Source organism: Streptomyces sp. NPDC127197, from assembly GCF_042672405.1.
Lineage (GTDB): Bacteria > Actinomycetota > Actinomycetes > Streptomycetales > Streptomycetaceae > Streptomyces > Streptomyces flavusporus.
The window spans coordinates 323665-348985 of sequence record NZ_JBHXVG010000002.1 but is presented as its reverse complement, the minus strand read 5'-3'; the positions used below and the strand labels follow the sequence as shown (position 1 = coordinate 348985).

Below are 25321 nucleotides of genomic sequence, written 5' to 3'. Positions count from 1 at the left end.
TCGGCCGCGATGGCGCAGTACTGAATGAGCCGACTGGTCATCGGCCGTCGCACAGAGCCGGGGTTCCCCCCGTACCTACGGCTCGTGCATTCGGCGCGGGCGGGACACGTTCCCCCGGTCCCGCCCGCGCCCCGAAACCCTCCCTCGCCTCACCAGTGCACGACGACCTTGTCGCCGTTGCGTACCTGGGCGAACAGATTCGCGATCGCCGCCTCGTCCCGCACGTTGACGCATCCGTGCGAGGCTCCGGCGTATCCACGGGCGGCGAAGTCGGACGAGTAGTGCACGGCCTGTCCGCCGCTGAAGAACATGGCGTACGGCATGGGCGAGTCGTACAGCGTGGAATGGTGGTGCCGGGACTTCCAGTAGACCTGGAACTCGCCCTCCCGGGTGGGGGTGTACGACGACCCGAAACGCACCGGCATCGTCGAGACCGTCCGCCCGTCGATCATCCAGCGCAGGGTGCGGCTCGACTTGCTGATGCACAGCACCCGGCCGGTCAGACAGCGCGGATCCGGGGCGTCGGCGGACTGGCCGCCCATCAGATACAGGTCCCACTGGCCCGGCTCACGCGTCATCTTCAGCAGCCGCTGCCAGGTGACCGTGTCGGTCTCCCCTGTCTGCGGCAGCCCGCGCTTTCCCTGGAAGCCCCGGACGGCCTGCTCGGTCAGGTCGTCGTACGTCCCCGTCGGCCCGTCGAACAGCCAGGCGACCTGCCGCAGCCGCGCCTGCAGCTCACGCACGTCCCGGCCCGTGTCACCGGGTGACCAGAGGACCTTCGGCGGCGCGGCGGGCGGGGACGGGGTGCTGGATCTGTCGTCCTGGTCTTCGCCTTTGTCTTCGGTGGGCCGGGAGGACGGGGTGGGCGTCGCCGGCCTGGTGCCGGTGATGTCGATGTGCACCGGCCCGCGGGGCTTTCCGTCCGCGTCCACCGCCTGCGCGGTGCAGCCGCCCACCGTCACCAGCGCCGCCAGCACGGCTATCGCTCTCCCCATGCCCGCAGTACGCATGACAGCCCCCCCGTCGTCTCACGGCCGCCCCACCCCAGGACGCCGACGTCACCTGAGATGTTCCCCGCGCATGACGGGTTGCGAACGGCGCGGCATCGTTATGAACAAGAAGTGAGTCGGTGCTCGGCGGGAGGCACACCATGGCGCGCGAGTCGGAGTCCGGACTGCCCATCGAGCCGGTGTACGGGCCGGACACCCTGCAGAACTGGGACCCGGCCGAGAAGCTGGGCGAACCGGGGTCGTATCCCTTCACCCGTGGCGTGTACCCGACGATGTACACGGGCCGCCCCTGGACGATGCGTCAGTACGCGGGCTTCGGTACGGCGACGGAGTCCAACGCCCGCTACCGGGACCTGATCGCCCACGGCACGGCCGGCCTGTCCGTCGCCTTCGACCTGCCGACCCAGATGGGCCACGACTCCGACGCGCCCCTCGCGCACGGCGAGGTCGGCAAGGTGGGGGTGGCCATCGACTCGATCGACGACATGCGGGTGCTGTTCGGCGGGATCCCGCTGGACAAGGTGTCGACGTCGATGACGATCAACGCCCCGGCGGCGCTGCTTCTGCTGCTGTACCAGCTGGTCGCGGAGGAGCAGGGGATCAGCGCGGACCAGCTGACCGGCACGATCCAGAACGACGTACTGAAGGAGTACATCGCGCGCGGGACGTACATCTTCCCGCCGAAGCCCTCCCTGCGCCTGATCGCGGACATCTTCAAGTACTGCAAGGCCGAGATCCCCAAGTGGAACACGATCTCGATCTCCGGCTACCACATGGCCGAGGCGGGTGCCTCGCCCGCGCAGGAGATCGCGTTCACGCTGGCGGACGGCATCGAGTACGTGCGCACGGCGGTCGCGGCGGGCATGGACGTGGACGACTTCGCCCCCCGCCTGTCCTTCTTCTTCGTCGCGCGTACGACGATCCTGGAGGAGGTCGCCAAGTTCCGTGCCGCGCGCCGGATCTGGGCGCGGGTGATGCGGGACGAGTTCGGCGCGAAGAACCCCAAGTCGCTGATGCTGCGCTTCCACACACAGACGGCGGGCGTGCAGCTGACGGCCCAACAGCCGGAGGTGAACCTGGTCCGCGTCGCCGTCCAGGCCCTCGCGGCGGTGCTCGGCGGCACCCAGTCCCTGCACACCAACTCCTTCGATGAGGCGATCGCGCTGCCGACGGACAAGAGCGCGCGGCTGGCTCTGCGGACGCAGCAGGTGCTGGCGTACGAGACGGACGTGACGGCGACGGTCGACCCCTTCGCGGGCTCGTACGCCATCGAGCGGATGACGGACGAGGTCGAGGCGGCGGCGGTCGAGCTGATGGGCAAGGTGGAGGAGCTGGGCGGCGCGGTCGCGGCCATCGAGCGCGGCTTCCAGAAGGGCGAGATCGAACGCAACGCGTACCGGATCGCGCAGGAGACGGACGCGGGCGAGCGGGTCGTGGTCGGCGTCAACCGCTTCCAGCTCGACGAGGAGGAGCCGTACGAGCCACTCCGCGTGGACCCGGCCATCGAGGCCCAGCAGGCGGAACGGCTCGCGAAGCTGCGCGCCGAACGCGACCAGGCGGCGGTGGACTCGGCGCTCGCAGAACTGAAGAAGGCGGCCGAGGGGACGGACAACGTCCTGTACCCGATGAAGGACGCCCTGTGCGCCCGCGCCACCGTCGGCGAGGTCTGCAACGCGCTGCGCGGGGTTTGGGGGACTTATGTGCCCAGCGATGCGTTCTGAGAGGCCACGACTGGCGTAGGCCCGGCATTTCGGTGAGCCGTACACAGCTGCGGGTGTGTACAGTTCTTGTATGGAGACATATCCGCTCGTGGAAGCGCGCAACCGGCTCGGGCAGCTCGTCGGCCGGGTCCGGCACGGGGGCGAGCACATCTTGATCAGCGAGTACGGCAAGCCTGCGGCAGCTCTGGTCCCGATAGAGGAGCTGGAGGAGCTCGAGCGCCTTCGCGATCAGGCAGACATCGCTGAGGCGCGTGCCCGCGAGGCGGCTCCGGCCGGGCCGGCCATGACACATGACGAGTTCATGGCCCAGCTGGAGGCCGAGGATCGGCAGGCCGAACGGTGAGCTACACCGTCGTGTGGGAGCACCAGGCCATGGGGGAGTTCCGCCGTCTCCGCCAGGCCGACCCCGTGGGAGCCAAGGCCTGTGCGGCGGCGGTACGAGCGTTAGGGGACTCTCCCAGGCCGGAGGAGGCGCGCGCCCTGGGCGGTTCCGGCTACTACCGGATGTCTGTCGGGGCCTGGCGTGTGCTGTACCGACCGGACGACGTCAGCATCACCGTGTACGTCATCAAGGTGGGCCGGGTCGCCTGAGGAATCCGGAAGAGGAGTGTCGTACCCGCATGCGACACTCCTTTTCATGTTCGGTGTCATCGATCTGCCCACCTACCTCGCAGGACTCGTCCTGATCGTCCTGCTGCCCGGCCCCAACTCCCTGTACGTCCTCTCCGTGGCCGCCCGCCGAGGCGTCCGGGCCGGATACACCGCCGCGGCCGGCGTCTGGTGCGGTGACACCGTGTTGATGACACTCTCGGCTGCCGGAGTGGCGTCTCTTCTCCAGGCCAACGCCGTGTTGTTCGGCATCGTGAAGTACGCCGGTGCCGGATATCTGACCTGGCTGGCGATAGGGATGCTGCGGGCCGCGTGGGGGATGTGGCGGACCCGGCGGGAGCAGTCCGCCGGCGACAGCGCGGCCGCCGTCGGCGACGAGCGGCCCTACCGCCGTGCCCTGGTCATCAGCCTGTTCAACCCCAAGGCGATCCTGTTCTTCGTCGCCTTCTTCGTGCAGTTCGTCGACCCGGGATACGCCTACCCCGCCCTGTCCTTCGTCGTCCTCGGCACCTTCGCCCAGCTCGCCAGCGTCCTCTACCTCAGCGCGCTCATATTCAGCGGCACGAAGCTGGCCGCCGCCTTCCGCCGCCGCAGGCGCCTGTCGGCGGGGGCGACCTCGGCGGCGGGCGTGCTCTTCCTCGGCTTCGCGGCGAAGCTGTCCCTGGCGAGCGCGTAGGCGCTTCGCTGGAGGTGCAGCTAGGTGCCGTCGGTCGTCTGCGGTGCCATCGTGGCTGGTCGCTCCTCCACTCTCGGCTTCTCCCCCACGCTCGGCTTCGCTCGCGCGGGGGGACCCCCATGAGCGGGGGGACCCCCATCGCGGCGGAGCCGCATATTGATACAGCCCCGCGCCCCTTCAGGGCGCTGCCGAACCGCAGGCGACTTCGCCCGGCCCGCTGAGCGGACGACGGCCTGGCCGACGCCCGCCTGGCAGGGTCTCCGCCGTCGCGTCAGCGTCGCGGTGACTGTCTGGCGGCGCGGGCGTTGACGATGGCGCGGGTCAGGACGGGCGGCAGCAGGTCGACCGCGAGGCTGCGGGTGCGGCTGCGCCGGTGCCGGTGCCGGGCCGGCCGGGCCGGCCGGGTCGCCTCCGCTGCGGACGCTTTCTCCGGCCGCTCGGCCACGGCGAGTTCGGGCTCGGGCTCGTCCGCGTGGCGGGAGAGCGGAAAGCCGGGAGCCTTCATGCCCCTGGACTTCAGCCGGACGAGACGGTGTCCGGCCGCGTGCTGCACGCTGAGCGCGCAGTCGTCCCGGCCACGCACCATCGTCAGCAACTCCTCCTGCACAGGCCCGGGATCGCCCCAGGTGCCGTACAGCTTCTGCGTGCTCAGACAGATGGGCCGCAGCCCGCGCGTGAGCACGGCCTCCCACACGGCGACGGAGACGCCGGGCGTGTGCTCGGAGCGGAAGTCGTCCAGGACGACGATCCCGTCGGGCAACAGGACATCACACGCGGCGCCGATGTCGTCGTACACATGCTCGTAGAGATGCGAGCCGTCGATATGGACGAACCGGCACGAGCCGGGCTCGACCTCCGAGGGCACCATCGAGCTGGGGCCCTGCAGGATGCGGGGCAGTTCGTCATGGAAGGAGAGGTAGTTGGTCTCGAAGGCCTGGCGGGTGAGTGCGCTGTACGACTTCGTCGACTCGGCGCGGTTGGCGTCGTCCGGTGCGTCGCCCTCGAAGAGGTCGCACACCGTGTACCGCTCGCCGTGCTGTAGGCGGCGCCCCAGGAAGATCGCGCTCTTGCCCATGTAGACCCCGACTTCCAGCAGGTCGCCGCGGACTCCCGCGGCCTCCTGCCGGTCCAGGAGCCAGTCGAAGAGGACCTGGTCGAGTACGGGGAACCAGCCTGGAACATCGTCGAGCCGTCGGGGTCGCGGGGGTGCCTCATGTGCAGTGGTCATGGAAGGAGAACGCCCTTCCTCGTGCGAATGGTGCGGTCAGGGACTGCCCCAGCGCCTGCCCGGGGGGCCAACCTGCCCAAACCAGTCGACAGGTGAACAACAGGTCAATTCCCTACGTACCGTACGCCGACAGCGCCCGCCCACCGAGTAACCGAGGCCCGTGGCTACCCGGCTGCCCCGGTCCGGGCCGCGTACTCCACCAGTCCGACGCCCGTCTCACCCGCCCAGCCCACATAGCCGTCGGGGCGGACCAGGAAGACGCCCGTGCCGTAGGCCTGGTGCACCTGCTGCGCCTTGTGCGCCGGAATGCGGACGGTGGGGACGGGGAGCGCCGGGAGGTCCGCTTCCGCGCCCACGGTCAGCAGCGTCCAGTGCGGCCCACGGAAGGAGTCGAACAGTCGCCCGCCTTCCGTGATCCCGTCCGGCGCGCGGTCACCCGCGCGGATCCCGGCGCCGACGTCCGTACGGGTCTCCTCGGTGAGCGAGGAGTCGCGGTAGCCGAGGCCGAGTTGGCGGGTCGCCGCGCCGCGTCGGGTCTCGCCGCGGTGCACGCGGGTCGACAGTCCGAGCATGTCGGCGGCGATCGGGTGGCGCTCCTCCTCGTAGGTGTCCAGCAAACCCGCCGGGGCGCCCGCGCGCAGTACCGCGCCCAGCTTCCAGCCCAGGTTGTAGGCGTCCTGGACGCTGGTGTTCAGGCCCTGCCCGCCGGCCGGCGAGTGCACGTGGGCCGCGTCCCCGGCGAGAAACACCCGGCCGTCCCGGAACCGGTCCGCCAGCGCCGTACGCGGCCGGAAGTCGGAGGCCCACCGCACCTCGGTGACGTCCTCGGGGGTCAGATGCGACCGCGCCGCGACCAGCTTGCGCACCCCGTCGAGCGACGGGTCGGGCGTGGCGCCCTCCGGGAACTGGGCCACCACCTGGAAGTCCTCCGTGCCGGCGAGGGGGCAGACGGCGAGGAAGCCCTCGCCCTCCCCGCGCGGCGGGAAGATGTGCCAGTTGTCGCGGTCCAGGCCGGTGATCCGCACGTCCGCCACGAGCATCGGGGCCGGATCGACGTTCTCGCCGGTCATGCCGATACCGAGCGCGCGGCGCAGCGCCGAGCGGCCGCCGTCGCAGGCGACCGCGTATCGGGCGCGCACGTCCTCGCCGGAGGTGAAACGCACGGTCACGCCGTCCGCGTCCTGCTGGACGCCGACGGCCTCGCGGCCGAAGGACACCCGCCCGCCCAGCTCCTCCAGCCGGGCGTGGAGGATCTCCTGCGTGTGCCACTGCGGCACCATCCACGGCTCGGCGTAGGGCGAGTCCTCGGTGGTGTCGGCCGGGTCGATCATCCGGTGCTCGCCGATCCGCTCACCGTTCTGCCAGATCATGCCGACCGGGTAGCCGCCGCCCGCCGCGAGGATCGCGTCGACCACGCCGAGGTCGTCGAACACCTCCATCGTGCGGGGCTGGATGCCTTTGCCCCGCGAGCCCGGGAACAGCCCGTCGGCCCGCTCCACGACCAGCGCCCGCACACCGCGCCGGGCCAAGTCGATGCCGAGGGCGAGGCCGGTCGGGCCCGCGCCCACGATCAGTACGTCGGTGTGCACAGCCATACCCATCTCCTTAACGTTGTTAAGTAGTGACGTCCATGAGCGTGCCCTTAACGTTGTTAAGTTGTCAAGCGCGGGATAGGTTGACGGGCGTGAGCAACACGGAACGACGAGCACCGCTGGACCGGCGACGCGTCGCGGACACCGCCCTGCGGCTCCTCAATGAGGTCGGTCTGGAGGGCCTGACCCTGCGCGCCATCGCCAGGGAGCTGGACGTCAAGGCGCCCGCCCTGTACTGGCACTTCAAGGACAAGCAGGCGCTTCTCGACGAGATGGCCACGGAGATGATGCGGCGCATGAGCGCCGACCTCATGGAGGAGCCGGAGGTGCCGCACGAGGACTGGCGGGAGTTGTTCTTCCGGCGGATGAGCGGCCTGCGGGCGCATCTGCTGCGCTACCGCGACGGCGCCAAGGTCTACGCCGGCACCCACTTCACGGACCTGTCCTACGCGGAGCCCATGGAGGCCAACCTGCGGATGCTGACGCAGGCCGGGTTCACCCCAGGCCACGCAGCCCGGGCCTGGTTCACGGCCTACAGCTACACCATCGGGTACGCCATCGAGGAACAGGCCATGGGCCCGGACCCGGCCGCGGGTGCCGAGGGCTACGACCTCGACGCCCGTGCCGAACGCCTGGCCGCGCACCCGTTGGCCGCGGCGGCCGGCCTCGAGATGTTCCAGGACCGCGACCGGGGCTTCGAGACCGGCCTCCGGGCGGTGATCGAGGGCATCGCGGCGACCCTGCGGACCCCCGCGACACCCGACTGAGACAGCGTCAGACCTTCGGCACCTGGACCTGGGTCAGTGACCGCCGCAGCAACGGCGTCGCCCACTTCTCCACATACCGGTTGAAAAGCCATGCCAGGGTCAGCATGATCGCCAGCGTGGTGGCCAGGGTCGCCCAGGACGTCAGGGCGAAGTCCCGGTGGAGGACCTCGATGACCGGCCAGCCCAGGTGCTCGTGGACCAGGTAGAAGGGGTACGTCAGGGCGCCCGCGACCGTCAGCCAGGGCCAGTCGGCCCAGCTCAGCCAGCCCAGCGCGACGGCCAGGACCGCGACGAAGCCGAAGGTGACGATCAGGATGATGACTGAGGCGGAACGGTAGGAGAACTGGTCCGGGTAGGGGCTGTGCCAGAGGCTGTCCACCGCCTCGTGCTGCCCGATCAGCCAGCTCACCGCCACGATGCCCCACGCGGTGACGTCCCGCCGGTTGCGGTACACCAGGTAGATGCCCATGCCGCCGATGAAGAACGGCGCGTACTCCGGCATCACGACCAGGTCGAGGAACGGCTGGTCGGCGGCCTTGGTGATGGCGGCGAGCAGGGTCCACACGGCACACAGGAGCACCACGCGCCGGCGGTTCGCGCCCGGCAGCACGATGCACACGGCGAACAGCGCGTAGAAGCGGATCTCCACCCACAGCGTCCAGCACACGCCCAGCACGCGCTCCGCGCCCAGCGGCTGCTGGAGCAGCGTCAGATTCACCAGCGCGTCACTCGGCGTCACCGCCTCGTACGCCACCCCCGGCAGGGCGAACACGGCCGTCACCAGGACGACCGCCACCCAGTACGAGGGCATCAGCCGCGCGACCCGGGAGGCGAAGAACGACCGCAGCGGGCGGCCCCAGCCGCTCATGCAGATCACGAAGCCGCTGATCACGAAAAAGATCTGGACACCGAGACAGCCGTAGGCGAACCACGAGTGCAGCGTCGGGAACTGGACCTTCGGCGACGATCCCCACGCATGGGTGACCTCACCGCCCCGGCCGCCGTAGTGATAGAGCGCGACCATCAGCGCGGCCAGCAGCCGCAGCCCGTCCAGGGCGCGCAGCCGCCCTCCGGAGCTTCTCGTCCGTGGTCGGCCGCTCGCGGCCTCCCGCGGTCTCTCCGGCGCGGGAGCAGCGGGTCGGGGCTTCGCTGTGCTGACGACCGTCTCGGTCACGCTCGTATACCTCGGCTACCTCGTTTGTCCGCAGGCCTGTTCGGGCGCCCATCCTGCCCAATGCACCCGTATCAGTCATAACCCCCGGAGGTGTCTGTCAACGCCCTTTGACGCCGCCCGCCACCCTAAACGTCGTTCGACGGAATTCCGTTCGACGGAAACACGATTTGCCCACCGGTCCCGAGCGGTTCACCTTGTCGTCGTATTGGTTTCTTACTGTTCTCCAATCCACCACGTTTACCCAGGCAGATCCTTGCCTGCTTCGTCATATCCAGAGCAGGAGCACCATGACGGTTCGCAGCAGATGGTCCCGTTCCCGAACAGGGGACCCGGCATCGGCGGCCACTGACGCCGGGCCGCCGACCGCACAGGTGAACCCGGCCGAGCTGGAGGACTGCCTGCGTGCCTGCGCCGTCCACAGCGGCAAGCTCGTGGGCAGCCTCGACCGGCGCCGAACAGCGCTGGCCGAGAAGCTGCGCGAGCTGCTCGCCCTGTGGGCCGCACAGGAGCAGCCCCAGCCGGCCGCGACGGGGGCCGGCAGCCTGATCCGGCGTGGCGCCAAGGCCGTCAGCGGTAGCGGGCTGAGCAACGAACTCCTCGACGCACTCCTCGCCGTCGGCAACAAGGCCCTGGACTGCGGCTACGACGACGAGCTGAACCTCGCCCTGCTCATCAACGACACCGTGCTGACGCAGCGCAAGAACTCCCGCGCCGGCTGGCGGCTGCGCGGCCGGCTGCTCGAGGCGATGGGCCGCCCGGCCGCCGCCGTCGAGGCCTTCGACCGCTACCTGAGCCTCACTCAGGAGGACGGCTTCGGCGTCCGCGCCAAGGTGGCCGGCCTGCGCACCGCGCAGGAGCGGCGCGGCGAGCTGCTCGCCCTGCTCCAGCGGACCGTCCCGGACGCCGCCGCCTTCGCCGCAGGCCCGGCGACCGACGTGTGGGCCGACGGTCTCGAGGCGCACTCCGCCGGCGACTGGGACGCCGCCCAGGCCCGCCTCGTGGGAGCGCTGCTGGCCATGGACCGCGCGGAGGCTCCTGAACAGGAGTTCCAGGAGGCGCTCAGTCACTACCTGGACCTGTGCACCGGCATCCACCAGCGGCCCACCCCCGAACTCACCGAGGCGATCGCCCTGTTCGCCGAGCAGCGCCGCAACCGGATGCGCGGCCCGCTGTCCGACCCGCTGTTCGGCGGCCTGCAGTGGATCAGCCTCGGCGAGTTCCGCAACAGGATCGCCGGCAAGTCCATCTGCCTCATCGCCAACTCCGGCAAGGTCGGCGAAAGTGCGATGGGCGCCGAGATCGACGCCTACGACCTGGTCGTGCGCTTCAACTCGTACAAGATCGACGCGGTGCACACCGGCAAGCGGACCGACATCCACGTCTCCATCCACAAGCACGGCTTCAACTGGGACCAGCCGGTCGACACCCGCCTGATCTTCGGCGGCATCTCCGGCGACTGGAAGTGGTCCCTGCGCAACCGCCTGGTGCCCGGCGCACAGAAGTACCTGGGCGACGAGTCGCTGCGCTGGCCCGTGCGCAACATCGGCAAGCTGGGCACCGACGTGTGGCCCGCCATCCCGACCTCCGGCTTCAACATGCTCTGGCTGCTCGACTTCCTCGACGTCAGCCCGACCCTCGACCTGATCGGCTTCGACTTCTACGAGAGCGGTGCCTACCGCATCGACGCAGCGATGAAGATGCCCATCACCTCCGTTCACGAATACACCAGCGAGAAGGCGTGGGTCATGGAACGGGCCCAGAGCGTCTCCGGCATGAGGATTTCCCTGAGATGACCGCGACCCACATATCCGCCGCCGAGGCCCGCACCGCGGCCCCGGCCACCGATGCCCGCGCGCTGACCGGCAAGCGCCGTATCGCCTTCGCCAGCTTCGTGGACGAGAACTACCTGCCCGGTTTCCTCGCCCTGCTGCGCTCCCTCGCCCTGTCCAACCCGGGCGTGTGCGAGGACTTCATCGTCCTGCACGACGACCTCAAGCCGTCCTCCGTGGCCCGCATCCGCGCCCTGCACCCGCGCGTGAGCTTCCGTCGCGTCGACGCCGACCACTACGACTCCTACGCCAAGGGCGACCAGGACAACTACCTGGTCCGCAAGGCGTACTTCATCCTCGACGTCTTCAAGATCCGCGACTACGACACCGTGATCACCCTGGACACCGACATGGTCGTCCTCGGTTCGATCTCCGAACTCCTCTCGCTGCGCGAGGGACTCGCCGCCGTACCGCAGTTCTTCTACGGCCAGCACAAGCTCAACAGCGGCCTGCTCGTCATTCAGAAGGAGTATCTGAGCGACGAGTTCTACGCGAAGATCGACCAGGTCGGCCGCAGCGGCTCCTACGAGCTCGACAAGCACGACCAGGGCATCCTCAACGCCGTCCTCGACGGCGACTTCGTCCGCCTCGACGCGAAGTACAACTTCGTGAAGCGGCGGCTGTCCGGCGACCTCCCCGTCCCCGACGACACGGCCATCCTGCACTTCACCGGCCGCCACAAGCCCTGGCAGGGCGGCGAGGCCGGCTACGAGCAGGCGCAGGAGCGCTGGCGCGAGTTCGACCTGAGCGACGCCGAGCTGCAGGCCGCCTACCTCACCGGCGGCGGCACCATGCACCACGACCTGCTGGTGCACTTCGGCACCCCGCACGTCGAGCGCACCGGCCATGTCGACACCGCCCGCCGCGTCGCCCACGCGCACATCGCCAAGGGTGACTACCAGGCCGCCGTCGACATCATGGAGCGCGTCCACCTCCCCATCGACGAGGCCTGGCCGCACGAGGTCTACGGCCACGCCCTGATGAGCGTCTCCCGCTACGAGGAGGCCAGGGCCCAGCTGCTGCTGGCCACCGCCGCACCCAACCGCGCCGCGACCGCCTTCGCCCGCCTCGCCCAGATCTCCTGGGTGCACGGCGACGACGCCACCGCGCAGAAGTACGCCGTCCAGGGCCTCACCGTCGACCCCACGCACCGGGCCAGCCGCATCTGGCAGCAGCGCACCCTCGGCGTCCCCGCCCAGCAGTCCGGCAGCCCCGCCGAGCAGCTCGCGCACGTCGCCTTCTACATGGACCGGCAGGGCAACGCGGGCGACAAGCTGCTCCCGGAGAGCGTGCGCCTCGGCTTCGACCCCGACACCACCAGCCGCCGCTGGCACTCGGTGCACGCCCACCGCCTGTTCGACGAGGCGGCCCTGGAGCGCGTCAACGCCCGCCGCGGACTGGTCATCGGCGGCGGCGGCCTGTTCATCCCGGACACCATGCCCAACGGCAACAGCGCCTGGCAGTGGAACGTTCCGGACGAGCTGCTGAAGCGCATCGACGTGCCGATCGCGGTGTACGCCGTCGGCTTCAACGCCTTCGACGGACAGTCCTACCGCGCCCAGCGGTTCCGGGAGTCGCTGCGCCTGCTCGTCGAGAAGTCCGCCTTCTTCGGGCTGCGCAACCACGGCTCGATCGAGAAGGTACGGGCCATGCTCCCGGCCCACCTGCACGACAAGGTGCGCTTCCAGCCCTGCCCGACCACGGTCACCCGCCAGCTCGTCGCGAACTGGCAGGACCCGGCGACGCGCGACGACACCATCCTCATCAACGCCGCCTACGACCGCGCGGGGCTCCGCTTCGGCCACGACTACGGCTACTTCCTGGCCCAGATGGCCAAGGCGGTCAGGGAGCTCGGCAACCTCGGCGAGGTGCAGTGCGTGGCGCACTCGCTCGACGACGAGAAGCTCGCCTTCGACCTGCGCCGCGAGCACGGCGTCTCGATGCCCGTCATTCCGATGTACGACTTCGAGAACGACGAGATCCGCGACCTGTACGCCAGGACCAGGCTGGTCATCGGCATGCGTGGCCACGCGGGCATGATCCCGTTCGGCTGCGGCACGCCCATCATCAGCCTGATCTCGCACCCGAAGATGGCGTACTTCCTGCGGGACATCGAGCGCCCCGAGTGGGGTGTCTCCGTGCACGACCGCAACCTCGCCGACGTGCTGGTGGAGCGCTCCCGCGACCTGCTCGCCGACCACGACCGGACCGTCGCCGACGTGCACGGCCGGCAGCAGGAACTGTGGAAGATCACCCAGGCGAACGCAGCGGAGCTGCGCACCGTCCTGGGCGGCTGACACACGACAAGGGCCGCCCGGCCGGGACACGCGTCCCGGCCGGGCGGCCCTTGTCGGTCGAGCGGGTCCCTCGGCCCCTCACTCAGCTGCGTACCGCCTTGCGGACCAGCCGCTTGATGCGGGTCATCGGGGAGCGCCCGGCGGCCTGCCGGCGGTCCTGCTCGTAGGCCTTCTTCAGCTGCTCGAAGTGGTCGGCGCGGGTGCGGCTGAGGTACTCGTCCGAGGTGAGCGGCCTGGCGATGGCCCAGGCCTGCTTGTGCTTGCCGTCGTAGTGGGCGACGTACGCCTTGGCCAGCTCCAGCACCGACTTGAACGGGATGCCGCCGGTGTGGTCGCGGTCGATGCGCTCCTGCACGGCGGAGATCAGCTCCAGCTTCCGGTCGTAGCCGAAACTGTCCTCGCTGATGGCGGTCAGCACGTCCTCGGGGATGGGCTTGACGACCTCGAAGGCGAGGGTGGAGCGGATCGGCGGGCCGGCGATCTCGATGTAGGGCAGCAGGGCACCCGTGCTGTAGTGCAGCCAGGGCAGGCGCGGTCCCGCGAAGTCCTGGTGCAGGACGACCGATCCGGGCCGCAGCCGGGTCAGGAACCGCTCGGACACACACTTGAACACGCGGGCCGTCTTGGCTATGTCGATGTGCAGGAACTCGACGGGCGTGCGGTCGTCCGGGTCGGAGGTCTGCCAGAGGTCACCGGCGTGGATCTCCAGGAAGGGCAGGAACGGCTCCAGCCGCTGGCGGAACTCGTTCAGGAAGGAGTTGTCGCCCTCGGGTGCCTTGCCGGCGTCGAAGAACTTCTCCGTGGCGAAGGTCCCCTTGCCGACCCGGAAGAAATCGTAGGCGTGCAGCCGTCCCGTCTTCTCGTCGAACACCGGGCTCTCGTGCAGCCCCATGGCCAGCGCATACGTCGAACCGCCCCCGCCGGAACCCAGCTCGACCAGTCGGTCCTCGCCCGTGAGGTGATGCCGGCCCAGCAGGTAGAGGAACTTCAGCTCCCACGAACTCACCTGTGTGTAGGGGAGGTTGTCCGGGAGCTGGACATCGTCGAAGAGGGAGTAGAGCCGGCCGAGGTTCGTCATGGGGGCCTCACGGATCGGTTGAGGTTGTTCTGAAGACCTGGTGCGCGATTGCGTGATCGTAGGCACCTGCACGACCGACCCGTTCGATTGTTCCCGGCTGTTCACCTGCTCTTCGCCGAAGCGCGGGGAACGAGGGAAACCCGGTGACCGTCCGGGACCCGGCGGGTGGACGACGCCGTGGTCCACCCGCCTCCGGACGGTTCACCTCAGCGGCGTACCGCCTTCTTCAGCGCCCGGGCCTGCCGGACCACCCGGCGGGCCGCGGAGTTGCGCGGCAGGAACGACAGCCGCTCCGGGATACCGCCCGGCAGTCCCAGCGACGTGAGCCGGCGCTTCTTGAAGTAGCGCTGGGTGCGCGGCCCGAGGTGCTGGGAGAGGAAGCGTTCCGCTGCGGGCCTCAGGCCCGCCTGGATCTGCGGCTGCATGGTGAAGCCGACCGCCTCGACCAGGCCGGTCAGCAGCTCGTCCGCGAGCGTCTCCTCGCCCTTGCCGTCCTCCAGGTCCGGCAGCAGCGCGTCGGCCAGGGTGACCGGGAGGCGGTTGCTGTTCTGGTAGGGGGTGAGCCGGTCCAGCAGCGGCGCGGTGCCGATGCGGGCGACCGGCAGGTCGTAGAACGCGGACGCGGTGAACAGCGCGGTCGAGAAGCAGCCGACGACCAGCGCGGGCTGTGCCTTGGCGAACAGCACCTCCGCGAGCACCGGCGTGTCCAGCACGGTGAGGTCGACGCCGAGCTTCCCGGCCTCGCTCTCCAGGGCGCGGCTGTAGCGGGCCGGCGCGGTGGGGTGCGGCTTGAACACGATGGAGCGGTGCCCGCGGGCCACCGCCCCCCGCATCATCCGCACGTGCAGGTCCTCCTCCTCGGCCGGGGAGAGGATGTTCAGCGCGGACAGGTACTGGCCGAGCAGCAGCGCCGCGTTGTCCGGCAGCAGGGGCAGCTCCCCGGCGGTGTCCGTGAGGCCGCTCATCACCTTCAGGAAGGCGTCCGTCGGCACCACCTGCGCCGGCACGTCGAACTCGGTGAGCAGCAGCGGCGTGAGCCCCGGCACCAGGTCCAGGTGCAGCAGCCGCCGCACCCGGGTGCCGACCAGCGGGTCGAGCTTGTTGCGGGTGGGGCCGTAGCTCATCAGCCCGTCGGCGTAGACGACGAGGGGGGCGCCGGTGAAGATCTGGGCCAGCCCGAGCGCCGGGTTCACCTGGATGGACTCCATGACGAGCTCCACCCGGTCGTCGCCCAGCCCCCACAGCAGCCGCAGATGGCGCTCGAACAGCGGCAGGTCGTCGGGGCGCGGCGCCCAGGCGCCGGGGTGGAAGGGCCGGATCGCCTCGTTGTACGACAGGACGTCGTCGAAGTGGTCGCGCAGCGTGCCGAAGCCCGGCATCTCGTCGACGGCCGGGGTGGTCTCCGGCGTCGCCGAGTTGTTGAACACCAGCAGCACCCGGCGGTCCGCCTCGGCGAAGCACTCCGAGTCGATCGCGGCGGCCAGGGTCGCGGCGCCGTACAGCGTCGAGACGCAGAAGATCTGGGTGGTACGGGACATCAGGCAGCCGCCTTCGCTGTGGTGACCCGGCGCCGCAGCCGCCGCAGCTTGGAGGCGCGGCGCAGGTCCATGGTGTCGAGTACGTCGCCGAGCGCGTCCTGCGGCATGCGCTTTATCGCCGCCGCGCTCATGATCCGCAGCTGCTTGGCCACGGCCGGTTCGAACTTGTCGATCTCCGACAGGTGGTGGGCGATGATCGCGCAGTAGGTGCGCACCGCCTTGGGCAGCAGCACGTCGGCGTCCCGGTCCGCCGCCGTCTCCTCGACGACCTGGTCGAAGGCACGAATGAAGTCGAGCTGGCGGACGTCACCGATCTGCGTGAGGGAACCGGCGACCCCGCGCCGGTAGAACACGCCGAGCAGGTTCAGCACGGCGAAGGACTCCGCCTCGCGGTGCAGCTTCCAGATCCACGGCCGGTCCTCGGCCGTGCGCAGTCCGTTGGTGAAGTGCAGGACGCCCTTGTCCAGCAGGCGGCGGTGGAAGGCGCCCGCCCAGGCGTAGGCGTAGTCCACCGAGGTCGTGCGGTGGGCGGGCAGGATGTGGTCGCGGGGGTTCATCACCTCGTACCGCCGCCCGACGGGCGCACGGGTCACGCTGCGGGCGCGGGCGGTGGCCTGGACGTGGTCGGTGCGCACGAAGTCGCAGCCCAGTTCCTCGATGGCCGCCACCAGCTCGGTGTAGTAGCCCGGGGCCAGCCAGTCGTCACCGTCCAGGAAGGTGATGTACTCGCCGGTCGCGGCATCGAGGCCGGTATTGCGAGCGGTGGCCAGCCCTCCGTTTTCCTCTCTGCGGATATAGCGCACCTGAGCGACCGCGGAGAGTTCATCGGCCGCGCGTTCGAGAATGGCCGGCGTTTCGTCCTTCGATTTGTCATCGACCAGGATGAACTCGAAGTCCGGCCTGGCATTGGCGCGAAGGCTTCTCAGGTTGTCGGGGGCGTATTGCTGCACGTTGTAGAACGGCACGATCACGGAAAGCTTTGGCACCTGCGAAAGCCTAGGAGGTGGCCCCGCTGCGGAACTTTCCGGTGAGGGTACTGAGGGTGAACTCAATGTGTCGGAACGGTGCATCCCGTGTACTTCCTGGACTTCGGCGGGGCAGTTCGGCTCTCGGTGGGTTGCTGTTAACTTTTCGTTGAGGCGAGGTTGGCCAGTAACTAGAAATTGCTTCCTAGCGTCTTGGACGTGCCACCAAGTACAACGAAGCCCACGCGGATCGCAGTACTCGCGGACTCCGACACCCGATGGAAATGGGGTGCCCTGACCGCGAGCCGTATCGCTCCGGGCCCGTCCATGGAAGCCGGACCGCAAGGCGAGGCGCAAGTTGCCCCTGCCCTGGACGGATTTCTGCTGCGCGGCCGGGCGACCCCCACCCCCCGCCAACTGGCCGAAGTGGGCGTCCGCGCCGACTCTCTCAGGGAGGTCACGGCCGTCGAGTTCCTGCGGATCATGGCGCAGGAGTCGTACGACGTCCTGGTCCTCTCCCTGGTCGGCGGCGGCGTCCAGGCGATGCTGCACGGCCTCGGGCGTGTCTGGGCGGACCGCGAGACGCGGCCCGTCGTCGTCACCGGCTATGTCGGCGTCGTCTACGAGAAGCTCGCCGACGGCCTTCTGCTGCGGCACGGCGCGGACCTCGTCCTCGCCAACTCCCGCCAGGACGCCGAGCGTTTCCGCGCGGTCTACGACGGGGTCGGCGCCGACTCCTCCGCGGTCACCGAGGTGGCACTGCCGTTCCTGGGCGGCGCGAAGTACACCGGCGAGCACGACCCCTACACCGTCGTCTTCGCCGCCCAGCCGTCCGTTCCGGAGAGCCGCAAGGACCGGACGTACCTGCTGGACCGCCTGGTCCAGCACGCGCGGCTGCATCCCGGACGCGAGGTGCTGCTCAAGCTGCGCTCCAAGCCGGGCGAGCACACCACCCACATCGAGGAACTGCCGTACCAGAAGCTGGCGCAGAAGCTCGGCGACCTGCCGCCCAACTTCCGGCTGGTGTACGGCAACATGGGCGAGGTCCTGGACCGCACCGACCTCCTGGTCACCGTCAGCTCGACGGCCGCGCTGGAGTCACTGCACCGCCGGATCCCCACCGTCGTCCTGACCGACCTCGGCGTGCGCGAGGTGCTCGGCAACCACCACTTCGTCGGCTCCGGCTGCCTCGCCTCCTGGGACCAGCTCGACGCCGGGTACCGGCCCACTCCGGACGCCGACTGGGTGGCCCGGCAGGGCGTCGCAGCGGACGGCTCGTACGACACGGCCTTCGACGCGGCCCGCGAGCGGATCACCAAGCTGCTCGGCCGGCCCGGCGGACTGCCGCCCCTGACGCCGTACTACACACCCGCGACCGCCCCCGGCTACCTGCCCGGCATCCTCGCCCGCCACCACCTCGGCCCCGACGGCACCCCGCTGCCCGGCGCCCCCGCCCACGACAAGGAGCCCGGCCCGGTCCGCCAGATAGTCCGCCGCGCCGCCCGCGGCGCCTACCGGCACGGCGTCCAGCGGGTCGCGCCCGTCATCCGGCGGATGGGGGAGCTGTGAGCCACGGGACCTCACCTCACGCACGTCAAGGAGTAGAGCCAATGTCCAACCCGGAAGCGGGCCAAGGCGCTTCGGTGCGCCGGGTGCTCGCGGTGATCCCCGCGCGCGGTGGCTCCAAGGGCGTGCCCGCGAAGAACCTCGCCCCGGTCGGCGGCATCCCGCTGGTGGCCCGCGCGGTGCGCGAGTGCATCGCCAGCCGCCTGGTGACCGACGTCGTCGTCTCCACCGACGACCAGGCCATCGCCGCCGCCGCCCGCTCGGCCGGCGCCGAGGTCGTGCTGCGCCCCGCCGCCATCGCCGGTGACACCGCCACCTCCGAGGCCGCCGTGCTGCACGCCATGGACGCCCACGAGGCGCTGCACGGCTCCCCGGTCGACGCCGTCCTGCTCGTCCAGTGCACCAGCCCGTTCCTCATCCGCGAGGACATCGACGGGGTGGCCGGCGCGGTCGTCGAGAACGGCGCCGACACGGCCGTCACCGTCGCCCCCTTCCACGGCTTCATCTGGCGCGACGCCGACGCCGAGGCCGCGGCCGACAGCGTCGTCACCGCCGCCGACTCGCTCAGCACGGGCGGCGGCTACGGCGTCAACCACGACAAGTCCTTCCGCCCGCGCCGCCAGGACCGCCCCCAGGACCTGCTGGAGACCGGCGCCGCCTACGCGATGAACGCGGCCGGCTTCCGCGAGCACCAGCACCGCTTCTTCGGCCGCACCGAGCTGGTGCGCACCGACCCCGCGCGCGTGCTGGAGATCGACGACCCGCACGACCTCGCCCGCGCCCGGGCCCTCGCGCCGCTGTTCGACGCGGACCGCCCCGGCGCCCTTCCGACCGCCGCCGACATCGACGCGGTCGTACTCGACTTCGACGGCACCCAGACAGACGACCGGGTGCTGATCGATGCCGATGGACGGGAGTTCGTCTCCGTGCACCGCGGAGACGGCCTCGGCATCGCGGCCCTGCGACGCAGCGGCCTGACCATGCTGATCCTGTCCACGGAGCAGAACCCGGTCGTCGCCGCCCGGGCCCGGAAGCTCAAGATCCCGGTGCTGCACGGCGTCGACCGGAAAGACCTCGCGCTGAAGCAGTGGTGCGAGGAGCAGGGCATCGCGCCGGAGCGCGTGCTCTACGTCGGCAACGACGTCAACGACCTGCCGTGCTTCGCCCTCGTCGGCTGGCCGGTAGCGGTCGCGAGCGCCCACGACGTGGTACGCGGCGCCGCACGCGCGGTCACCACCGTCCCCGGTGGCGTCGGCGCGATCCGAGAGATCGCCGGCTGGATCCTCGGACCCTCTCTCGACTCTCTCGACCCCTCCACCAAGTAAGGAAAGTTCCTGCCATGAGCACCAACTCCCGCCTGCGTACGTTCGGTTCCCGCGAGGTCGGCCCCGGCAAGCCCGTCTACATCTGCGGCGAGATCGGCATCAACCACAACGGCGAGCTGGAGAACGCCTTCAAGCTCATCGACGTGGCCGCCGAGGCGGGCTGCGACGCCGTCAAGTTCCAGAAGCGCACCCCGGAGATCTGCACCCCGCGCGACCAGTGGGACATCGAGCGCGACACCCCCTGGGGCCGGATGACCTACATCGACTACCGCCACCGCGTGGAGTTCGGTGAGGCCGAGTACCGCCAGATCGACGAGTACTGCAAGGAGAAGGGGATCGACTGGTTCGCCTCCCCGTGGGACACCGAGGCCGTCGCCTTCCTGGAGAAGTTCGACGTCCCCGCCCACAAGGTCGCGTCCGCGTCCCTGACGGACGACGAGCTGCTGAAGGCGCTGCGCGCCACCGGCCGCTCGATCATCCTCTCCACCGGCATGTCGACCCCGAAGCAGATCCGCCACGCGGTAGAGGTCCTGGGCTCCGACAACATCCTCATGTGCCACGCCACCTCCACCTACCCGGCGAAGGCCGAGGAGCTGAACCTCCGCGTGATCAACACGCTGGAGAAGGAGTTCCCGAACGTCCCGATCGGCTACTCCGGCCACGAGACCGGCCTGCAGACCACCCTCGCCGCGGTCGCGCTCGGGGCGACCTTCGTCGAGCGTCACATCACCCTGGACCGCGCCATGTGGGGCTCGGACCAGGCCGCCTCGGTCGAGCCGCAGGGCCTCACGCGCCTCGTGCGCGACATCCGCACCATCGAGGCCTCCCTCGGTGACGGCGTCAAGAAGGTCTACGAGTCCGAGCTGGGCCCGATGAAGAAGCTGCGCCGCGTCCAGGGCGTCGTCGCCGAGGCGGAGATCGCCGCAGCGGCGGGCGAGCCGCTCCAGGTCTGACGTCACCGTCAGCCCCTCACAACCCCACAACGCCCTACGACGGGACGGTCGTACGCCGATGAGCCCCCGCGCCGGGAATGCCGGCCCTCACACTCTCGCCTTCGTCGAGAGTCCGGTACAGCTCCTGAACGTGCTGGAGTGGGCGCATGTCCACGCACCCGGCGCGGGGCTCACGCTCGTGGTCCTCTCGCCCGTCGACCCGATGACCCGCGGCCAGCTGCGCCGGATGGCGGAACTGGCGCGCGAGGAGGGCTACGAGGTCCGCTGGGAGGAGGCGCGCGGCGGCGCGTCGGCACCCTTCCAGACGATCGGCGGGCTCATGGGGCCGCTGCGCCGCGCGGAACGGATCGTCATGGGCGATCCGTTCTCGCGGTACGTACAACTTCTGCTGACGATCACGCGGGCCCGTGACCTGGTGGTAGTGGACGACGGGACGGCGACGATGGAGTTCGTCGCCCAACTCGCCCGCGGTGAACGCCTGGAGCGCTGGCACCGGCGGGGCAGCCGTCCCGGCCCGCGCGATCTGCTCTTCGCCCCGGTGTCGTCCTCCGCCCGGCGCCGCCTGACGCCCGGCGAGCGCCGCCGGGTCGAGATCTTCTCCTCGATGCCGATCGACGAGGCGCCGGGCGGCGTCACCGTCACCGCGAACGACTTCTCCTGGACCCGCACCCGCTTCGGCCCGCCTCGCATCACCAAGAGCGCCGACATGGTCGGCACCTCGCTGGTCGAGACGGGCGTCGTGGACGGCGAGCGGTACATCGACGCCGTACGGTCCCTCGCCAAGGCGCACGGGGCCCGCCGCTACTTCGCCCACCGCCGCGAGAGCACCGACAAACTCCACCGGCTCGCGGTGGAAACGGGCCTGGAGATCGTCCGCCCCGACCTCCCCCTGGAACTCATCGCCCGCCGCGGCCCGGTCGGCCGCACGATCCTCAGCTTCCCGTCCACGGTCGTCCACACCCTCCCGCTGGCCCTCGCCGGCACGGACGTCCGCGTCGCCGTCTGCGACATCAACCCCGAATGGCTCACCCGGACCGCCTCACCGCGCGCCCAGGGCTTCCTGGACGGAGTGACGGGGACGGCCCGCGATGTGCACCGGCTGTCGGCGGTGCGGGCGGTGTAGCGATCCGCGAATGAGAGGATGCGCGGACCGCAGCACTCGCAAGCAGGGGGAGAGGCATGGAGATACTCGTGTTGTCCGGCGTTCTGGCGCTCGTCGTCGGGGGGTGCGTCTGCGTGGTGTGGGCGGAACGGGGCGGCCCGCGCTGGGTACGCGTCGTGGCCGCCGTGACCCGGACGGCCGGCGAGCTGCTGAGCCGGTCCGGAAGTTCGCGCAGTCGCTCCGGCTCAGACGACTAGAGACTTGCGGGCCAGCAGGAACGCCCGCGGGCGCTTCTCCTCGTCCTGGGGCTCGCGCAGGACACGGGCCTGGACGTCGAGGCCGGCCTTCGTCAGGAGGTCGGCCACCTTTTCGGGCGTACGCCAGTGGTAGTCCAGGGCGATCTCGTGACCGAAGCGTTCCGTGAGGTGGAGACGATCCTCCGTGTCGCCGTGCTGAAAGCCCACCAGGACGTGTCCGCCGGGGAGCAGAACGCGGTGGAACTCGGCGAACGTCGCCGGCAGGTGCTCGTCCGGGATGTGGATGATCGAGTACAGCGCCAGCACGCCGGCCAGTGTCCCGTCCGGCAGGTCCAGGCTCGTCATCGAACCCACGTGGAAGCGCAGACCGGGGTGCGCCCGGCGGGCCAGCTCCACCATCCGCGGGGAGACGTCCACCCCGAACACCGGGACACCGAGGCCGTCCAGCATCGCCGTGACCCCGCCCGGGCCCGAACCCAGGTCGGCCACGGGGGCGGGGGCGTGCGTACGGGCGAGGTCGGCGAAGGCGCCGATCACGGCCCGGTCCACGGGCATGCCGGGGCCGTCGGGGAAGTGGGCCGCGTAGTCGTCGGCCATCGCGTCGTAAGAGCTGCGGGTGGCCTCCAGGAAGGCCGCGTCCAGATCGGTCACGGTCGCGCAGGCTACCGGGGGAGCGCGTGCCGTGGGCGTCCGACAGATGAACGGGAGCGCGCGGGTGGGGCTGGGCGTGGTATGCGTGGAGGAACGCGGTGCCCGTGATCGGCTCAACCGGTAAAAACCGGCGAGTTTACCCACCCAAGTTGATGCCTATGCGTCCGACGGCCAGATTTTCTTCCCCTAACGGGCTGAACTTTTGTTGATCTCGGGTCAGTTGGCCGTCCGGGCGTCCTACCCTTCAGAGGGTGAAGCAACAGATGTCACTGGAGTCCGACGCCGACCTCCCCTGGGCCGCGCTTCCCGGCACGCTGCCCGAGGCGCTGCGTGCCGAACTGGTCGCCTTCCGGCGCGACCTGCACATGCATCCGGAACTCGGCAACCAGGAGTTCCGCACGACCGCCGCGATCAAGGCACGCCTCGAGAAGGCCGGCCTGAAGCCGCGGGTGCTGCCCGTCGGGACCGGGCTCGTATGTGACGTCGGCGCCGACGGCGGGCAATGGCGCGGCGGGGCCCCCATGCTCGGGTTCCGGGCCGACATCGACGCCCTGCCCATTCCGGACGCCAAGACCGAATGCCCCTACCGGTCCACCGTGCCCGACCGGGCGCACGCCTGCGGGCACGACGTACATACGACCGTGGTACTCGGCGCCGGGCTCGTCCTCGCCGAGCTGCACAAGCAGGGACTGCTGCCGCGGCCCGTGCGGCTGGTCTTCCAGCCGGCCGAGGAGGTGCTGCCCGGAGGTGCCGCCGACGCCATCGACTGCGGGGTGCTCGAGGGGGTGGAGCGGATGATCGCCGTGCACTGCGACCCCAGGGTCGACGCCGGGCTGATCGGACTGCGGGAGGGCCCCATCACCTCCGCCTGCGACCGGCTGGAAATCGCCCTGGACGGGCCCGGCGGGCACACCGCCCGGCCCCATCTGACGACCGACCTCGTCACCGCCGTCGCCCGGGTGGTGACCGACGTGCCCGCGCTGGTCGCCCGGCGCGTCGACACCCGCAGCGGGCTCGCCGTGACCTGGGGGCGGATCGAGTCGGGGCACGCACCGAACGTCATCCCGCAGCACGCCGAGCTCTCCGGAACCGTGCGCTGTCTGGACCTCGACGCCTGGCGGCAGGCGCCCGACATCGTGCACGCGGCGATCGACGAGGTGGCCAATCTGCACCGCGCCAAGTCGGAGATCAACTATGTGCGCGGCGTTCCCCCCGTGGTCAACGAGGCCGAGACGACCGAGCTGCTGCGCGAGGCCATGACCGCGCGGCGCGGGGCCGACTCCGTCGAGGGGACCGACCAGAGCCTCGGCGGCGAGGACTTCTCCTGGTACCTGGAGCAGGTGCCCGGCGCCATGGCCCGGCTCGGCGTGCGCACCCCCGGCGAGCGCACGGTGCGCGATCTGCACCAGGGCGACTTCGATGTCGACGAGTCCGCCATCACCGTGGGCGTGGAGCTGTTCACCGCGGCGGCGCTGGTCCACGGCGGGCGGTAGGCCGGTCGTTCAACGTCGTTCTCCTCCGGTTGCGGCCTGCCAGGCGTGGGGGCAGCCTGGTGCGCGTAGTGATCAGAGATGCCCTTCACCGCGCCGGGATCGCCCCAGGTGCACACCATTCGAGCCGGTGGTTCACAAGGACGTAACCGGCCACCGGCACGAATGGATAACGGCCACGCAGAAGTCCGTTCCCAGGAGTGTCTACGCGCGTTAATGTGCGCCGAACCGAGCACCCACTGCGGGGCTTTGGAGAATGGGGAACTTCAGATGCGTCGGATATCCAAACTGACCCGCGTCGCGGTGGGGGTCGCGTCGCTCGCACTCGCCGCCACGGCCTGCGGTGGCACCAGCGGTGAAAGCGGTGGCGGTTCCGGTTCCAAGGAGGACCTGGGCCTCGCCATCGCGTACGACATCGGCGGCAAGGGCGACCAGTCCTTCAACGACGCCGCGTACGCCGGTCTGCAGAAGGCCGCGAAGGAGTTCGGCTACAAGACCGCCGACATCGAGCCCACCGAGGGCGAGACCGACGCCGACAAGGAGCAGCGCCTGGCCTCCCTCGCCAAGCAGGGCTACAACCCTGTCATCGGCGTCGGCTTCGCCTACGGGCCCGCTATGCAGGCCGTGGCCGAGAAGTACCCGGACACCACGTTCGGCATCGTCGACTCGGTCGTCGAGGGCGACAACGTGGCCTCCCTCGTGTTCGCCGAGGAGCAGGCCTCCTACCTCGCCGGTGTCGCTGCTGCCAAGGCCACCAAGACCAACACCGTGGGCTTCGTCGGCGGTGTGGACATTCCGCTGATCCACAAGTTCGAGGCCGGCTACAAGCAGGGCGTCGAGGAGACCAGTGGTGGCAAGGTGAAGGTCGTCTCGCAGTATCTGACGCAGACTGCGGAGGAGGGTGGCTTCTCCAGCCCCGACAAGGGCAAGGCCGCCGCCGAGGGCCAGATCGAGAAGAAGGCCGACGTCGTCTACCAGGCGGCGGGTCTGTCCGGGCAGGGTGTCATCGAGGCCGCGGCCAAGGCCAAGGTGTGGGCGATCGGCGTCGACTCCGACCAGTACCAGCAGGAAGCCCTCTCGGCGTACAAGAACTACATCCTCACCTCCGCGCTCAAGGACGTCGGCGGGGCGGTGTACACGCTGGCCAAGTCCGTCGAGGACGAGAAGCCGCTGACCGGTACGCAGACCTTCGACCTGAAGGTGGACGGCGTCGGGCTGTCCGAGAGCAACCCGGAGTTCGCGAAGATCGCCGGGCTTCAGGATGCCGTGAACAAGGCCAAGGAAGGCATCATCGGCGGCTCCATCAAGGTCAAGACCGAGTAGCCGTCGTACGCGGGTGGATCGGTGAGAAGCGGGTGGGCGCGTTCGGCGTCCGCCCGCTTTCGGTATGCCTGCGGGTGCCTGCGGCGCTTGTGCGGGGTGCCTGCGGCGGCCTGTGCGGGTGCGTGGTGGTGCGGGTTGCGCCTGCGGTTTCGTGGTGGGTCGGGGCCGCG

The 25321-nt window shown here is 70.1% G+C and carries 22 protein-coding genes; 14 read left to right on the top strand and 8 right to left on the bottom strand.

Annotation, left to right across the window (positions count from 1 at the left end; translation table 11 throughout):
- Positions 1-149: 149 nt before the first annotated feature.
- Positions 150-995: a L,D-transpeptidase family protein gene (locus ACFVJQ_RS04265; RefSeq protein WP_385780787.1), complete on the bottom strand. Its 846-nt coding sequence runs from the start codon at positions 993-995 to the stop codon at positions 150-152.
- Positions 996-1150: 155 nt separating this feature from the next.
- Here ACFVJQ_RS04265 and ACFVJQ_RS04260 point away from each other — a divergent pair, with 155 nt between their 5' ends.
- The 4 genes from ACFVJQ_RS04260 to leuE all read left to right on the top strand — a co-directional run bounded on the left by ACFVJQ_RS04260 (position 1151) and on the right by leuE (position 4016).
- Positions 1151-2731: a methylmalonyl-CoA mutase gene (locus tag ACFVJQ_RS04260; protein ID WP_385512695.1), complete on the top strand. Its 1581-nt coding sequence runs from the start codon at positions 1151-1153 to the stop codon at positions 2729-2731.
- Between the two features lie 70 nt (positions 2732-2801).
- Positions 2802-3074: a type II toxin-antitoxin system Phd/YefM family antitoxin gene (locus tag ACFVJQ_RS04255; protein WP_385512696.1), complete on the top strand. Its 273-nt coding sequence runs from the start codon at positions 2802-2804 to the stop codon at positions 3072-3074.
- Positions 3071-3322 carry a type II toxin-antitoxin system RelE/ParE family toxin gene (locus tag ACFVJQ_RS04250; RefSeq protein ID WP_385780784.1) on the top strand — a complete coding sequence of 84 codons (252 nt, stop codon included), beginning with the start codon at positions 3071-3073 and terminating at the stop codon, positions 3320-3322. The genes ACFVJQ_RS04255 and ACFVJQ_RS04250 overlap by 4 nt, the downstream gene beginning before the upstream one ends.
- 46 nt (positions 3323-3368) lie before the next feature.
- Positions 3369-4016, top strand: coding sequence for a leucine efflux protein LeuE (gene leuE / locus ACFVJQ_RS04245; protein ID WP_385512698.1), 648 nt, complete (start codon positions 3369-3371; stop codon positions 4014-4016).
- Positions 4017-4287: 271 nt separating this feature from the next.
- Here the strand turns inward: leuE and ACFVJQ_RS04240 are convergent, their stop codons facing one another.
- Both ACFVJQ_RS04240 and ACFVJQ_RS04235 read right to left on the bottom strand, forming a co-directional pair.
- Positions 4288-5244 (bottom strand): class I SAM-dependent methyltransferase, encoded by a 957-nt coding sequence (locus ACFVJQ_RS04240; protein ID WP_385780781.1) that lies wholly within the window; start codon positions 5242-5244, stop codon positions 4288-4290.
- A 164-nt stretch (positions 5245-5408) separates the two neighbouring features.
- Positions 5409-6839: an FAD-dependent oxidoreductase gene (locus ACFVJQ_RS04235; protein ID WP_385780779.1), complete on the bottom strand. Its 1431-nt coding sequence runs from the start codon at positions 6837-6839 to the stop codon at positions 5409-5411.
- 35 nt (positions 6840-6874) lie between these two features.
- Between ACFVJQ_RS04235 and ACFVJQ_RS04230 the strand changes: the two genes are divergently transcribed.
- Positions 6875-7603, top strand: a complete 729-nt coding sequence (locus ACFVJQ_RS04230) for a TetR/AcrR family transcriptional regulator C-terminal domain-containing protein (RefSeq protein WP_385780776.1) — start codon at positions 6875-6877, stop codon at positions 7601-7603.
- Positions 7604-7610: 7 nt separating this feature from the next.
- On the opposite strand, the gene ACFVJQ_RS04225 is transcribed toward ACFVJQ_RS04230, so the two are convergent.
- On the bottom strand, positions 7611-8777 hold the full coding sequence (locus tag ACFVJQ_RS04225) for an acyltransferase family protein (RefSeq protein ID WP_385780773.1): 1167 nt from the start codon (positions 8775-8777) through the stop codon (positions 7611-7613).
- Between the two features lie 287 nt (positions 8778-9064).
- On the opposite strand from ACFVJQ_RS04225, the gene ACFVJQ_RS04220 reads away from it, so the two are divergent.
- Positions 9065-10570 (top strand): glycosyltransferase family 29 protein, encoded by a 1506-nt coding sequence (locus tag ACFVJQ_RS04220; RefSeq protein ID WP_385512702.1) that lies wholly within the window; start codon positions 9065-9067, stop codon positions 10568-10570.
- A complete protein-coding gene (locus ACFVJQ_RS04215) occupies positions 10567-12903 on the top strand; it encodes a glycosyltransferase (protein ID WP_385780770.1) in 2337 nt (778 codons plus the stop codon). Before ACFVJQ_RS04220 ends, ACFVJQ_RS04215 begins: the two co-directional genes overlap by 4 nt.
- A gap of 82 nt (positions 12904-12985) precedes the next feature.
- On the opposite strand, the gene ACFVJQ_RS04210 is transcribed toward ACFVJQ_RS04215, so the two are convergent.
- From ACFVJQ_RS04210 to ACFVJQ_RS04200, 3 genes are all read right to left on the bottom strand, one after another.
- On the bottom strand, positions 12986-13981 hold the full coding sequence (locus ACFVJQ_RS04210; protein ID WP_385780768.1) for a hypothetical protein: 996 nt from the start codon (positions 13979-13981) through the stop codon (positions 12986-12988).
- 206 nt (positions 13982-14187) lie between these two features.
- The gene (locus ACFVJQ_RS04205) at positions 14188-15519 is read right to left on the bottom strand and encodes an alpha-2,8-polysialyltransferase family protein (RefSeq protein WP_385517685.1); all 1332 of its coding nucleotides are present in this window, start codon (positions 15517-15519) and stop codon (positions 14188-14190) included.
- Positions 15519-16505, bottom strand: a complete 987-nt coding sequence (locus ACFVJQ_RS04200) for a glycosyltransferase family 2 protein (RefSeq protein ID WP_385780765.1) — start codon at positions 16503-16505, stop codon at positions 15519-15521. The genes ACFVJQ_RS04205 and ACFVJQ_RS04200 overlap by 1 nt, the downstream gene beginning before the upstream one ends.
- A gap of 198 nt (positions 16506-16703) precedes the next feature.
- Between ACFVJQ_RS04200 and ACFVJQ_RS04195 the strand changes: the two genes are divergently transcribed.
- The 5 genes from ACFVJQ_RS04195 to ACFVJQ_RS04175 are packed head-to-tail and all read left to right on the top strand — an operon-like array spanning position 16704 to position 21687.
- Positions 16704-18053: a DUF6716 putative glycosyltransferase gene (locus ACFVJQ_RS04195; RefSeq protein WP_385780763.1), complete on the top strand. Its 1350-nt coding sequence runs from the start codon at positions 16704-16706 to the stop codon at positions 18051-18053.
- Between the two features lie 41 nt (positions 18054-18094).
- Positions 18095-19375, top strand: a complete 1281-nt coding sequence (locus ACFVJQ_RS04190; RefSeq protein WP_224735115.1) for an N-acylneuraminate cytidylyltransferase — start codon at positions 18095-18097, stop codon at positions 19373-19375.
- Between the two features lie 14 nt (positions 19376-19389).
- Positions 19390-20328, top strand: coding sequence for an N-acetylneuraminate synthase family protein (locus ACFVJQ_RS04185; RefSeq protein ID WP_224735114.1), 939 nt, complete (start codon positions 19390-19392; stop codon positions 20326-20328).
- 58 nt (positions 20329-20386) lie between these two features.
- Positions 20387-21451 carry a hypothetical protein gene (locus tag ACFVJQ_RS04180; RefSeq protein ID WP_385780759.1) on the top strand — a complete coding sequence of 355 codons (1065 nt, stop codon included), beginning with the start codon at positions 20387-20389 and terminating at the stop codon, positions 21449-21451.
- Positions 21452-21507: 56 nt separating this feature from the next.
- Positions 21508-21687 (top strand): hypothetical protein, encoded by a 180-nt coding sequence (locus tag ACFVJQ_RS04175; protein ID WP_129801984.1) that lies wholly within the window; start codon positions 21508-21510, stop codon positions 21685-21687.
- Here ACFVJQ_RS04175 and ACFVJQ_RS04170 read toward each other — a convergent pair.
- On the bottom strand, positions 21676-22338 hold the full coding sequence (locus tag ACFVJQ_RS04170) for a class I SAM-dependent DNA methyltransferase (protein ID WP_385780756.1): 663 nt from the start codon (positions 22336-22338) through the stop codon (positions 21676-21678). The genes ACFVJQ_RS04175 and ACFVJQ_RS04170 overlap by 12 nt on opposite strands.
- A gap of 263 nt (positions 22339-22601) precedes the next feature.
- Between ACFVJQ_RS04170 and ACFVJQ_RS04165 the strand changes: the two genes are divergently transcribed.
- Together ACFVJQ_RS04165 and ACFVJQ_RS04160 are read left to right on the top strand one after the other, a co-directional pair.
- The gene (locus ACFVJQ_RS04165; protein ID WP_385517713.1) at positions 22602-23831 is read left to right on the top strand and encodes a M20 family metallopeptidase; all 1230 of its coding nucleotides are present in this window, start codon (positions 22602-22604) and stop codon (positions 23829-23831) included.
- 267 nt (positions 23832-24098) lie between these two features.
- On the top strand, positions 24099-25151 hold the full coding sequence (locus ACFVJQ_RS04160) for a BMP family protein (RefSeq protein ID WP_385517696.1): 1053 nt from the start codon (positions 24099-24101) through the stop codon (positions 25149-25151).
- The last annotated feature ends 170 nt before the right edge of the window (positions 25152-25321 follow it).